Origin of the sequence: Paenibacillus sp. CH40, from assembly GCF_024213605.1 — a bacterium.
GTDB lineage: Bacteria > Bacillota > Bacilli > Paenibacillales > Paenibacillaceae > Paenibacillus > Paenibacillus polymyxa_B.
Genome location: NZ_JANAVQ010000001.1, coordinates 723,036 through 735,457 on the forward strand (window position 1 = coordinate 723,036; position 12,422 = coordinate 735,457).

11 protein-coding genes are annotated in these 12,422 nt (G+C 45.9%); 9 read left to right on the forward strand and 2 right to left on the reverse strand.

The features are described from left to right. Nucleotides 1-108 precede the first annotated feature (108 nt). From aroA to ptsP, 4 genes are all read left to right on the forward strand, one after another. The gene (gene aroA / locus NLX73_RS03000) at nucleotides 109-1,401 is read left to right on the forward strand and encodes a 3-phosphoshikimate 1-carboxyvinyltransferase (protein ID WP_254325326.1); all 1,293 of its coding nucleotides are present in this window, start codon (nucleotides 109-111) and stop codon (nucleotides 1,399-1,401) included. A gap of 33 nt (nucleotides 1,402-1,434) precedes the next feature. After that, on the forward strand, nucleotides 1,435-1,869 hold the full coding sequence (locus NLX73_RS03005) for a CoA-binding protein (RefSeq protein WP_061828991.1): 435 nt from the start codon (nucleotides 1,435-1,437) through the stop codon (nucleotides 1,867-1,869). Nucleotides 1,870-2,173: 304 nt separating this feature from the next. Continuing rightward, nucleotides 2,174-4,057 carry a glucose PTS transporter subunit IIA gene (locus tag NLX73_RS03010; protein ID WP_023989337.1) on the forward strand — a complete coding sequence of 628 codons (1,884 nt, stop codon included), beginning with the start codon at nucleotides 2,174-2,176 and terminating at the stop codon, nucleotides 4,055-4,057. After that, nucleotides 4,054-5,799, forward strand: a complete 1,746-nt coding sequence (gene ptsP / locus NLX73_RS03015; protein WP_254325327.1) for a phosphoenolpyruvate--protein phosphotransferase — start codon at nucleotides 4,054-4,056, stop codon at nucleotides 5,797-5,799. The genes NLX73_RS03010 and ptsP overlap by 4 nt, the downstream gene beginning before the upstream one ends. 249 nt (nucleotides 5,800-6,048) lie before the next feature. On the opposite strand, the gene NLX73_RS03020 is transcribed toward ptsP, so the two are convergent. After that, the gene (locus tag NLX73_RS03020; RefSeq protein WP_023989335.1) at nucleotides 6,049-6,585 is read right to left on the reverse strand and encodes a type 1 glutamine amidotransferase domain-containing protein; all 537 of its coding nucleotides are present in this window, start codon (nucleotides 6,583-6,585) and stop codon (nucleotides 6,049-6,051) included. A 334-nt stretch (nucleotides 6,586-6,919) separates the two neighbouring features. On the opposite strand from NLX73_RS03020, the gene NLX73_RS03025 reads away from it, so the two are divergent. From NLX73_RS03025 to NLX73_RS03040, 4 genes are all read left to right on the forward strand, one after another. Then, nucleotides 6,920-7,366 (forward strand): hypothetical protein, encoded by a 447-nt coding sequence (locus NLX73_RS03025; protein ID WP_165177404.1) that lies wholly within the window; start codon nucleotides 6,920-6,922, stop codon nucleotides 7,364-7,366. A gap of 101 nt (nucleotides 7,367-7,467) precedes the next feature. Beyond that, complete coding sequence (gene ytxJ, locus NLX73_RS03030) at nucleotides 7,468-7,809, forward strand: bacillithiol system redox-active protein YtxJ (RefSeq protein ID WP_254325328.1); 342 nt, start codon at nucleotides 7,468-7,470, stop codon at nucleotides 7,807-7,809. 106 nt (nucleotides 7,810-7,915) lie between these two features. Continuing rightward, nucleotides 7,916-8,923 (forward strand): catabolite control protein A, encoded by a 1,008-nt coding sequence (gene ccpA, locus NLX73_RS03035; protein ID WP_061828996.1) that lies wholly within the window; start codon nucleotides 7,916-7,918, stop codon nucleotides 8,921-8,923. A gap of 114 nt (nucleotides 8,924-9,037) precedes the next feature. Then, nucleotides 9,038-9,736: a 5'-methylthioadenosine/adenosylhomocysteine nucleosidase gene (locus NLX73_RS03040; protein WP_254325329.1), complete on the forward strand. Its 699-nt coding sequence runs from the start codon at nucleotides 9,038-9,040 to the stop codon at nucleotides 9,734-9,736. Between the two features lie 12 nt (nucleotides 9,737-9,748). Here the strand turns inward: NLX73_RS03040 and NLX73_RS03045 are convergent, their stop codons facing one another. After that, nucleotides 9,749-10,381 carry a GNAT family N-acetyltransferase gene (locus NLX73_RS03045; RefSeq protein ID WP_061828998.1) on the reverse strand — a complete coding sequence of 211 codons (633 nt, stop codon included), beginning with the start codon at nucleotides 10,379-10,381 and terminating at the stop codon, nucleotides 9,749-9,751. Between the two features lie 239 nt (nucleotides 10,382-10,620). Here NLX73_RS03045 and acsA point away from each other — a divergent pair, with 239 nt between their 5' ends. Next, nucleotides 10,621-12,336 (forward strand): acetate--CoA ligase, encoded by a 1,716-nt coding sequence (gene acsA, locus NLX73_RS03050; RefSeq protein WP_165177400.1) that lies wholly within the window; start codon nucleotides 10,621-10,623, stop codon nucleotides 12,334-12,336. Nucleotides 12,337-12,422 lie beyond the last annotated feature (86 nt).

Genomic DNA, 12,422 nt, shown 5'->3' on the forward strand with positions numbered 1-12,422 from the left:
GGGGACTTAGATTAATATTTCTTATTTTTTGGGTGGAGAAATGAATGCTACAACTTGTATAATTAACGTAAAATAGTATGGTTTGAACCGAAAAGGAGCATGTACATTATGGATGTTATCGTTAGACCTACCCCTTCCTTGCAAGGAGAGATTGGGGCCCTGTCCTCCAAAAACTACACTACTCGTTACCTGCTCACTGCGGCACTTGCTGAGGGACAAAGTACCATTTATTATCCAGCTCATAGTGAAGATAGTGATGCTATGCGCCGTTGTATCGCCGATCTGGGTGCAGTACTGGAAGAGGATGATGAAAAAATAGTGATTACAGGTTTTGGTAGCCATCCTCAAGCTGTGAAGGAATTGAATGTGGGAAACGCAGGAGCGGTGCTCCGTTTTTTGATGGGTATTGCATCTCTTTGTCCGGATGTTACATTTGTTAATACATATCCCGACTCATTGGGCAAGAGACCGCATGATGATTTAATCGATGCACTGGGGCAACTGGGCGTGAAAGTAGATCATCGTGAAGGTAAGTTGCCCATTCGTATTCAGGGTGGTCAGGCGAAGGGCGGTAAAATTCAGGTGTCCGGCTCGGTTAGCTCACAATATTTGAGCGCCCTGCTATTCCTTACGCCTTTACTGGAGGAAGACAGTGAAATCGAAGTGCTGCATGATTTGAAATCCAAGGTGGTCATTGGGCAGACCCTGGAGGTATTACAAGAGGCTGGTATTATCATTCATGCAAGCGATGATTACATGTCTTTCCGTGTCCCGGGGCGGCAATCCTATCAGCCACGTACGTATACGGTACAGGGAGACTATCCAGGGAGTGCAGCGGTGCTGGCGGCGGCTGCAGTAACGAATTCCGATGTTACCATCTATCGTCTTAAAGAGCAGAGCAAACAGGGAGAACGCGCTATTGTAGATGTGCTGCGTATGATGGAAGTGCCACTGACACATGAGAACGATACCGTCGTTGTGAAGGGCAATGGCCGATTGAAAGCTGTTGAGTTTGACGGTGATGCTGCAACAGACGCTGTGCTTGCAATGGTGGCTGCGGCTGTATTTGCTGAAGGCACGTCCCGTTTTTATAACGTGGAGAATTTACGGTATAAGGAATGTGACCGCATTACCGATTATTTGAATGAGCTGACCAAGGCTGGAGCTCGGGTAGAAGAACGTCAAGCGGAAATTATCGTACATGGCAGACCGGAGGGTGTCGAAGGTGGCGTGGAAATTAACGCGCACTTTGATCACCGTGTTATTATGGCCTTGACGATTGTTGGTTTGCGCGCACAGAAGCCGTTAGTGATTAAGGACGCACATCATGTCGCCAAATCGTATCCGCAGTATTTTGACCATCTAACGACGCTTGGTGCTTCTGTAGAATGGGTGAAATAAAAACAAACGAAGATGCGAATAGGAGGGAACAGAATGGCTTTTGAAAATCCGTCGAGAGAAGAGATTAAAAGCATTTTGGAACAAGTAGGCAATATTGCGGTTGTTGGTTTGTCTGATAAATCAGACCGTACTTCATACATGGTTTCTTATGCCATGCAGAAGCGGGGATACCGTATTATTCCAGTTAACCCTGCGGCGGCAGGGCAAACGATTCTTGGGGAGACTTGTTATGCCAGCCTTGCTGAAGTACCTGAGCCTGTGGAGCTGGTCAATGTATTCCGCCGCAGTGAATACTGTGCAGAGGTTGCGCGTGAAGCAGCTGCTATTGGAGCTAAGATTTTGTGGCTTCAACAGGGAATTATAAGCCAGGAAGCCGCTGACATTGCGCAGGAGCATGGAATGACGGTTATTATGGATCGTTGCATTAAGGTGGAGGACTCAGTGACCCAAGCTGTACGTAAAGGATAAACATGGATCAGTGATCTGTGCTATACGCAGATGAATAAAAACCTTCTTCCCTTGCTTCACAGGGTTGAAGGTTTTTGGTGCGAAACGAGGAATATGGTACAGTATATTATACTTTCAGGAATCCATATAATGTATGTATGTCTTGATGATGAAATAGCTCTAAACGGATTCATAGTGTTATCTGTTGTGATGATAAAGTTTTTGACCTGTAGTAGCGTAAATAAATATTTTGGCAGATGGAATCATTGCTTTGACAAAAGTATTTATTCGGCTTACCATCAGGGATAGAAAGGAGAGGAATGCCATGAATTGGCTCGGATCCTTACAACAGCTCGGTCGTGCTGTCATGCTCCCGACGATGGTGCTACCAGCCGCTGCAATATTGCTAAGTCTCGGCAGCCTTCCTTGGTCCACATGGGGATTCCCTATGGTGTCTGATATGGCAAATGCGGCTGGACACGGGATTTTTTATTTTTTGCCATATTTATTTGCGGTTGGTGTTGCCCTGGGTATGTCGAATCAGGCAGGTCAGGCGGGACTGGCAGCATTGGCTGGTATGGCTATATACGATCAGGTCACATTGAGATTTGGAAACGGACTCATTCAACCGGCGACGCTCATTGGTATCATTTTGGGGGTCATTTCAGGGGTGGCCTATAATCGCTTCAAAAGCATCAAATTGCCCGAGGTGCTTCAATTTTTTGGAGGTACCCGATTTGTTCTGCTGCTTATTGGCCTCTTCTCGGCTGTGTTTGCAGGACTCATGCTAATTATTGCCCCACTCATACAGAGAGGGCTGCAATTTATAGTAGGTCTGGAATCAAGCTTGGGCGGCTTTGGACTGTTTATCTACGGTATTCTATACCGGTTGCTGGCGGCCTTTGGTCTGCACCATCTGCTTAATAATATTTTTTGGTTTCAACTGGGTACATATAAAACGCCGTCTGGCAACGTTGTACAGGGCGATTTACCCCGGTTTTTTGCTGGCGATCCGACAGCGGGCTATTTCATGTCCGGGTTGTTCCCCATTATGATGTTTGCCATCCCTGCCATTGCGCTGGCGATCATTCAGGAAGCGCGTGAAGATTTGAAGCCAAAGGTGCAAAAAACATTTTTGACAGCTGCGCTTGTTTGCTTTTTTACTGGAGTGTCGGAACAGATTGAGTTTGCCTTTTTGTTTGCTGCTCCTTATTTGTTCCTCGTTCATGCAGTTATGTCTGGGCTGGCCATGTGGCTTACCTTTGAGCTGGATATTCATCACGGATTTTCCTATTCGGCGGGTTTTATAGATTATGTCCTTAATTTTCATCTCTCACATAACGCCTGGTTGTTAATTCCAGTGGGGGTGGCGTACGGGCTTGTGTATTATGTACTGTTTCGATGGGCTATCCGGCGGTTCCGTATTCCAACTCCTGGGCGCGAGGAAGGTTCGGTTCTGGAGGATTGGGCCGGCAATATTCCTTATAGTGCTCCACTTATTTTGGAAGCACTTGGCGGGAAGGAAAATATTGTGCAGGTAGAGGCCTGCATCACACGTTTGCGGCTGACCGTCCACAATGACAGGCTGATTGATACCGGAGCGATGAAGGCTTTGGGATCGGCCGGGCTTATCAATCTGGGTGGGGGTAATTTGCAGGTTGTATTCGGAACGTATTCAGAACTGATTCGTGAGGAAATCGCGAAGCTGATGGAGCGTGATCTCCCTCAAATTTTGTTCAACGCTCCTGTACATGGAAAAATGCTACCGATTCATGAAGTGCCTGACAAAATTTTTGCGACGAAGCTGGTCGGGGACGGTGTTGCTTTTGTTCCTGAACGTGGTGAACTTGTGTCTCCAGTGTATGGTACTGTGATGCACTTGTATCCGACTATGCACGCTTTAGGCATCTCCACACGAGAGGGACTTGAGGTTCTGCTTCACATAGGGATTGATACTTCACAGCTAAAAGGGAATTTTACTGCTATGGTAGAAGCAGGCGATACGGTGGAACCGGGGCAATTGCTGATCAAATTTGATTTGCAGGCGCTGCGAGAGCAAGCTCCATCGCTGGTGACTCCTATGGTCATCACGAATCCGGATCGCGTCAAGTCGTGGAGCTTTGCTCCGTTTAAAACAGTGAAAAAAGGTCAGGCCTCGGTAATGTCCGTTGTGCTGCATGACAGGAATGTTGGAGGGGTAGAAACATGATAGAAGGCATCGGCGCCGCAGCAGGTGTGGCAATCGGGAAGGCATTTGTCCTGCCGAGCTGGGAGTGGGATTTACCTGATCAAAAAATGGATGCGGTAGATCTTGCAAAGGAATTTGAACGTTTGTATGAAGGGATACGCACATCCAAAAGTGAAATCCAGTTTATTAAGGATGAGTTTCGAGAGATGGTGGGGCCAGAAGAATCCAGCATCTTTGATGCTCATCTTGCGATATTGGAAGATCCGGAATTCATGAATGAAATTCGTGGAATTATTGAGCGTCAGTACAAGGCGGCCGAGGTGGCCGTGAAGGAAGCCATTGATCATTTTGTGACAATGTTTGATTTACTGGACGATGAATATATGAAGGAGCGGGCAATTGATATCAAAGATGTGGGGAACCGGCTGCTCAAGCATTTGCTGGGTGCACCGGAGGTGACTCTTCCCAAGGACACACAGCCCTATATTCTGGTAGCCAAGGAGCTCTCACCCTCCCAATCGGCACACTTGAATCCTAGCTATGTTTTAGGGATTGTAACTATGAATGGTGGTAAAACTTCGCATTCTGCGATCATGGCCCGTGCACTTGGTATTCCACTTGTTTCAGGACTGGAGAGCAATCTGAATTTGCCCGTTCAAACGGGAGACATGATGGTTGTGGACGGAGACCTGGGCAAAGTTTATGTGAATCCGGAAAAAACGGTAACTGATCATTATAAAATTTTGCGCGACGAGCAGCGACGCAGAAAAGAGCAGCTTCAGGTACTTGCTTCTGTAGATGCCGTGACCAAGGATGGAACCACCCTGAGGCTGGCGGCCAATATTAGTTCGATTAAAGAGCTGGAGGCGGCTTTGAAGCATGGCGCTCAAGGTGTAGGACTGTTCCGCACGGAATTTTTATACATGGATCGCAAATCTGCTCCAGATGAAGAGGAACAGTATGAAGTATATCGGCTGATAGCGGAAAAGGCAGGAAACCACTCCGTAGTCATCCGTACATTGGATATCGGTGGAGATAAGCCGTTGGACTATCTTCAACTACCAGAGGAAGAAAATCCTTTTCTAGGTTACCGTGCTATACGGATCAGTCTGGATTGGAAGGAATTGTTTAAAACCCAGTTGACTGCAATTTTGCGAGCCAGTGCAATGGGAAATATCAAGGTAATGTATCCGATGATTTCATCCGTGGAGGAGGTCCGCCAGGCAGATGCTCTTTTGAAGGAGGCTATGGCGGATTTGGATGCAAGAGGGCTTGCCTATAATCCGAACATTCAGCGAGGAATTATGATTGAGGTACCGGCTGCGGCGATGATCGCTGATCTATTAGCAGCTGAAACAGATTTTTTTAGTATCGGAACGAATGATCTGGTTCAGTATGTGCTGGCTGTAGACCGTATGAATGAGCAGATTGCACATATGTACCATCCATACCATCCAGCTGTACTTCGAATGCTGCGCATGACTGCACAAGCAGCACATCAAGCAGGAATTGATGTGAGTGTATGTGGTGAGATGGCTGGAGATGAACGGTCCGTTCCTCTTTGGCTGGAACTGGGGATACATCAACTCAGCATGTCTCCCCAATCTTTATTGCGGGTCAAGCATCGTGTGCTGAATACGACTGCATCTGAGGCAACGACAGTCGCTCAGGTTTGCTTCGGCATGTCCACTGGTGCAGCGATCGAAGACAAGCTCACTGCAGCTAATGTCAGCTGCACTCCGGCCGGGCCTGGACGGCAGTAATATGTAATGTCCGTATACATCTTCAGGAGGAGCCGAACTCCGTACTGTTAGGTTTGTCGTAGCAAACCATAATGGCGTAGCATGGTTTAGACGAAAAAGAACCTTCAAAACCACTTTATTCATGGTTTTGAAGGTTCTTTTTTTCAACTTGTTGACAACCTCTTGTGATTATGGAAAATTCATAATTAGCAATTATCCTGATTCCATTAGATTGGGTTATTCAAGTCCTGAGTGTCAGGACTTATTCTCTTATTTCCGGGTGTTATCTGCTAATAAATCGCAGAACGCTTTTCCGTAAGGTGGAAGATCAGGCGGCCGACGAGCAGATACAATATGTCCATCCGTTACAACTGCCTCATCCTTCCAAATAGCTCCTGCATTCTCCATATCATCACGAATACCTGGTGTGGAGGTTACCGTAACACCATCCAAAATTTTAGCAGAGATCAGTACCCAGCCTGCATGGCAGATTTGTCCAATCGGCTTATGAGCAGCATGAAACTCCTGTACGAGTTGAATTACTTTGGGATAGCGGCGCAGTTTATCAGGTGCCCAACCGCCAGGAACGAGAATCCCGTCATAATCACTGCTATTCAGTTCCTCAAAGGCATATTCCGCTTCAGCAGGTACGCCATATTTTCCAATATATTTTTTACCCTTTTCCGCACCGGCTAAATGCACTTCTGCGCCTTCTTCACGAACACGGTAAATCGGATACCACAGCTCTAGATCCTCGAATTCCTCATCCACTAGGGCGATAACCTTTTTTCCGGCAAGTCTTGACATCCAACCATCCTTTCGTGCGTCACATGATGACACCTCTGTTTTGTAATTTGTACTTTTACATCTTAAGAAAAAGAACGCCCGAAGTCCATTCCTTCGCAGATTCTTATGTTAGTAGTCTGCTCTTTGACAGCAATTGTCGTCATTTTCTGACCCGCCAAAGCTTTGGTAATTTGTTCATAGCTGCAATCTGTGGAAGGATTTGAGGTCCCAAAGTCGAAATAAAACAAGGTATGATAGATTTAATGGAGTTAACAAATATTTATTAGACTAGTAGATATATTTGGATTCTGACGAGATCCTCGTATAGTTTGATCCTACGTAATGAGGTGGTTAAATGCATAAGCAATGCCAATGTGGCAAACCGATGGGACTGGAACTGCGAAAGGTAATCTATGCGGGCAAGGTTGAAATTTTGCACGTCCCTGTATTCTCATGCTCGTCATGCTTTTCCAGTGAGGTTTTGCAGCATGTGACGAAAGACATTAAGGCACTATTACAAAGTCTAGGGAGCAAACCTACGGCACGGAGAATATCTTTTGCTCGCAACAATGAACTGGCAGAAATCATTCGCAAGCTTGTACTGGAGGAAGCGGACAATCCCAATGTGGATTGGCAATCTGCTTTGGAGGAGCGGATGGAGCTTCGAATTAATCTCTTATTGGATCTTTATCGCTATGCGAGAAGTCTGGGAGACGAAGATTGGATGAATGATGTAGAGAGAAAATTGGTTCAATTATCCGGTTTTACCAGTGAATCGGTATTTACGAATACAAAAAACTAAAAAATATGAAAATTTTCATGGTCACCATTGGATTTTACATGTTCTTTTTGTTACGATGAGAATAGGCCATACGACAAGACACAGAAAGGAATGTATATCCAATGGCGACGATGACAAAAATGACTACTGTTCAACAATTAAATACGGCTCTGGAAGCGTCATCAGACAAGCCGTTGCTTCTCTTTAAACATAGCACACGTTGTCCGATAAGTGCAGGCGCATATCAGGAAGTGGAGTCCTATTTGCATGGCGCTCCCAACGAAAATATTGAATACGGTATCATTTATGTAGTAGAAGATCGGCTGGTGTCCAATGAAACCGCGGACAGGCTTCAGGTGAAGCATGAATCCCCGCAGGCCATTTTAATCAAGGACGGAGAGGCTGTTTGGCATACATCCCATTCGAATATTACAGCCCGTGCACTCCACGATCATCTCACATAGATAAATGTGTGCTGTCGTTGCATAAAGTAGTATTTTGTCGTATCATGGTTCTAATTAGTTGATCTAGGATTCGGTTGAAAATTTATTGGCAATGGAGAGAAGGAATGTGACGGTAACGATCTATGATGTAGCTCGCGAAGCTGGTGTCTCAATGGCCACAGTGTCCCGCGTAGTTAACAATAATCCTAATGTGAAACCTCAGACCCGCAAGAAAGTGTACGAAGCGATTGAACAATTGGGATATCGTCCAAATGCGGTCGCTAGAGGTCTGGCCAGCAAGAAGACAACGACCGTCGGCGTGGTTATACCGGATATATCGAACTCAATTTTTGCAGAAATTGCGCGCGGTATTGAGGATATAGCGAATATGTATCACTATAATATTATTTTGTGTAATGCCGACAAGCGAAAAGAAAAAGAGATTCGTGTCATCAACACATTGCTTGAAAAGCAAGTGGATGGTCTTCTGTTCATGGGTGGTACAGTAACGGACGAGCATATTCAGGCGTTCCATACAGCTGCGGTCCCTATTGTTCTATGTGCAACGAGTGATGAAAAAGGAAGCTATCCTTCGGTCGATATCGACCATGAAGCCGCTGCTTATGATGCAGTAAACACGTTGATCCGCCATGGACACCGTCAAATCGCAATGATCAGTGGTACGCTTCAAGACCCTGCAAACGGCTATGCACGTTTCCAAGGTTACAAGAGAGCACTGGAAACAGCCGGAATTGATTATCAGGAGGATCTCGTGCGAATCGGGAACTACCGTTATGAATCCGGTGTCGAAGCAATGAAATATTTTCTCGGCCTAAAGAAGAAGCCAAGTGCGATTTTTGCTGCTACGGATGAAATGGCAATTGGTGCGATCCACAGTATTCAGGATGAGGGATTGAAAGTTCCTGATGATTTTTCGGTTATCAGTGTCGACAATATTCGTATGGCCTCTATGGTTCGTCCTCAGCTGACAACCGTCGCGCAACCGATGTACGATTTGGGTGCGGTAGCGATGCGTTTGCTGACAAAGCTGATGAAAAAGGAAAACGTGGAGAACCCTCGGGTTATTTTGCCGCATGAAACTATTTTGCGGTTGTCAGTTAATTATTTAGACTAGACGCAGTGCTGAATAGGATATACCTTCGATGAAAGCTCCTTTGATGGAGCTTTTTTCGCGGATATAAAGCTTCTTATGGACATCATCATCAAACCAAGAATAGAGGGATGCGTAATGAGCCGACTTTACGGATTAATGGGTGCTATGGATGAAGAAATTGAATTGCTGCTGGCAGCGATGACGGAAGCAAGCAAGACGGTCAAGACTGGAATCACGTACACTACAGGAATCATTCACGGGCAAAGAGTCGTTGTCTGCAAATCCGGTGTAGGCAAGGTTAATGCTGCGGTAACAACACAAATCCTGATTGATCATTTTGGTGTAGAACAGATTATATTTACGGGAGTGGCAGGTGCCGTTCATCCCGATTTAAACATTGGGGATATTGTCATCTCATCAACATGTATGCAGCATGATATGGATGTAACGCCTTTAGGTTATGCCAGAGGGGTCATTCCTTATCAGGACACCTCAGAGTTTGTGGCTGATCCCGAGCTTGTAAGTCTAGCTGAGCAAGCCTGCAAATCGTTTGGCGATCGTTATATTGTCGGCAAGGTACTTTCTGGCGATCAATTTGTTGCAAGTCGTGAGTTAGTGACTGCATTGCATCAGGAAATGGACGGTGCTTGTACCGAAATGGAAGGTGCAGCTGTGGCTCAGACAGCTCATATGAACGCTGTACCTTATGTTGTCCTACGGTCTATGTCAGATAAGGCTGATGGATCGGCTCACGTTAATTATGCTGAATTTACGGTAGAAGCTTCACATCGTTCGCATCGTATTGTGGAGTTCATGCTCAAGCATTTGGGCTAATGGTATAATTTTTTAATACATGAATCTTCGGACAAACCGGATATGGTCAAACTGCTCCTGTGATGCAAGGGGCACATCCTTTCCCATTCGTACCATCAGACAGTTAGCAGGATGTGAGCATATTTCAGGATCATCCGTGGCGTACCAGACCATATCTACAGTTTTCATCAGACGTTCCATCATGCGGCGGTATTCCCATACGGAGAGACCGCTGCCTTTTAAATCCCAATGCCAATAGTATTCGGTCGTAAAAATAATATAGGATTCAAGCTGGCCGTCCTCAAAGGCAATCCGAATCATTCGGCTACCCAGGCCCAGACCACGATAGTCATCGGCTACCTCAACAGCTCCAAGTTCCAGTAAATCCTTCATGCCAGCTTCCGACCAGCGCTCCATCTCATCTGGGTAATGAAAAGTAACATATCCCAGGAGAGTTTCCCCGTTGTGGGCAATGATAATTCTGCCTTCTGGCAGTTCCGAAATATCCACTAATGCATCGAACTGTTCCTTTGGTTTGCGAAAGGCATCTAATTGCTTGTGCATTTGAAATGAACGCAGTTGATCCGCGGATACGGGGCCTTCTACATAGATTGTTTGTCCGTTATGATCCAGCGTATCCAAGTGGTACAGTTTTAAATGCTGCATGCGTACGCCCTCCTTGTTCGCCATAAGCTCGTTCCTCATATCCCCTACTTATAGCAAAAAAACAATTAAATGAAAAGGATGGTCGTCACATCCTGACCTATGATATACTGTTTTAGACATAAAATGTTCACAATTTAAATCAATCAGTAAACCAAAGGACTTCATCTGCTTTATTGATTTTGTAAGCGTTATCTTGTTCTGTGTGATTCTCATTAATCTATTGTGAGGAGGCTGAACGTATGAAGTTTGAAGAACTCCAGACTGTAGTTCCCACATCCAACATGGGCCCGTATGAACAAGCTTACAACAACTTTCAGTGGGAAGATGCAGAGCGTCATTTTACGTGGTATGAAACAGGCAAGGTAAATATGGCACATGAAGCCATTGATCGACATGTACAGGAAGGACGAGGGGAGAAAGCGGCACTATTGTATTGTGACGCAAACCGTCATGAAACCTACACCTTCTCTCAGCTTCGTGCTAGCTCTAACAGGTTCGGAAATGTGCTTCGCAAATACGGTATTGGTAAAGGGGAGCGGGTGTTTATTTTCATGCCGCGTTCACCCGAGCTGGTTATTAGTTTACTTGGTGTTCTAAAGGTAGGGGCTGTTGTCGGTCCATTGTTTGAGGCGTTTATGGAAACTGCGGTTAAGGATCGATTGGAGGATAGTGGGGCAGTAGCATTAGTGACCACACCTGCGCTTCTGTCACGGGTAAAACGTGAGGAACTTCCTGAGCTGCGACATATTTTTGTGGTTGGTGATATGGATGAACGCGAGCAGGGAATTATCGATTTTGAGACAGAAATGCTCACATCCTCAGAGGAACTTGAGCCAGAATGGTTGAATCGTGAAGATGGATTAATTATTCACTATACATCAGGCTCAACAGGCAAGCCCAAAGGCGTGTATCATGTGCAAAATGCAATGATTCAGCATTACTATACTGGGAAAATGGTGCTGGATTTGCGGGAAGATGATGTGTATTGGTGTACTGCTGATCCTGGCTGGGTCACGGGAACATCATACGGTATTTTTGCTCCATGGCTAAATGGAGCAACGAATGTCATTCGTGGGGGGCGTTTCAGCCCGGAAGACTGGTACCGCACGATTGAGCGTCACGAAGTGACCATATGGTATAGTGCTCCTACAGCGTTTCGGATGCTGATGAGCGCAGGGGAGCAGGTTGTTTCCAAATATGATCTTAGCAGTCTGCGGCATGTTTTATCCGTTGGGGAACCGCTGAATCCAGAAGTGGTGCGATGGGGATGGCAAGTGTATACACAACGCATTCATGATACTTGGTGGATGACAGAAACAGGAGCACAGTTGATCTGTAATTACCCTGAGCTGCCGATTAAGCCGGGTTCGATGGGAAAGCCACTCCCAGGTATCCAGGCTGCTATTTTGGACGACAGAGGGCAGGTGTTGCCTCCTAACCGGATGGGCCACTTGGCGATCCGAACACCATGGCCATCCATGATGAATCGTATATGGAACAATCCGAACAAGTTTCAGGAATATTTCCGCTTTCCCGGTTGGTATGTATCGGGTGATTCAGCTTACATGGATGAGGACGGATATTTCTGGTTTCAGGGTAGGATTGATGATGTCATTAACTCTTCCGGGGAACGAATCGGCCCTTTTGAGGTGGAGAGCAAGCTTCTGGAGCATCCTGCTGTAGCGGAAGCAGGAGTCATTGGAAAACCAGATACCGTGCGGGGAGAAATTATCAAAGCTTTTGTTGCACTGCGTGAAGGCTATGCACCGTCTGAAGCTTTAAAGCAGGACATCTATCGCTTCGTTAAGGAAGGGCTGTCTGCTCATGCTGCTCCACGCGAAATTGAGTTTAAGGAAAAGTTACCTAAAACCCGTTCCGGTAAAATTATGAGACGCGTGTTGAAAGCCTGGGAGCTTAACCTTCCTACAGGTGACTTATCCACCATAGAGGATTGAAGTGCTCTGCATATTAGAATTAAAAAAGGGAGTCTCCAAAGCCTTAATGGCTAAGGGGACTCCCTTTTTGTTAGGGTGAATCTCAT

Excerpts from the sequence above, each read along its gene's own strand:
- ptsP (WP_254325327.1), top strand. The coding sequence starts at position 4,054 with ATGATAGAAGGCATCGGCGCCGCAGCAGGTGTGGCAATCGGGAAGGCA.
- ytxJ (WP_254325328.1), top strand. The coding sequence starts at position 7,468 with ATGGCGACGATGACAAAAATGACTACTGTTCAACAATTAAATACGGCT.
- NLX73_RS03025 (WP_165177404.1), top strand. The coding sequence starts at position 6,920 with ATGCATAAGCAATGCCAATGTGGCAAACCGATGGGACTGGAACTGCGA.
- acsA (WP_165177400.1), top strand. The coding sequence starts at position 10,621 with ATGAAGTTTGAAGAACTCCAGACTGTAGTTCCCACATCCAACATGGGC.
- NLX73_RS03045 (WP_061828998.1), bottom strand. The coding sequence starts at position 10,381 with ATGCAGCATTTAAAACTGTACCACTTGGATACGCTGGATCATAACGGA.
- NLX73_RS03020 (WP_023989335.1), bottom strand. The coding sequence starts at position 6,585 with ATGTCAAGACTTGCCGGAAAAAAGGTTATCGCCCTAGTGGATGAGGAA.
- NLX73_RS03040 (WP_254325329.1), top strand. The coding sequence starts at position 9,038 with ATGAGCCGACTTTACGGATTAATGGGTGCTATGGATGAAGAAATTGAA.
- NLX73_RS03010 (WP_023989337.1), top strand. The coding sequence starts at position 2,174 with ATGAATTGGCTCGGATCCTTACAACAGCTCGGTCGTGCTGTCATGCTC.
- aroA (WP_254325326.1), top strand. The coding sequence starts at position 109 with ATGGATGTTATCGTTAGACCTACCCCTTCCTTGCAAGGAGAGATTGGG.
- NLX73_RS03005 (WP_061828991.1), top strand. The coding sequence starts at position 1,435 with ATGGCTTTTGAAAATCCGTCGAGAGAAGAGATTAAAAGCATTTTGGAA.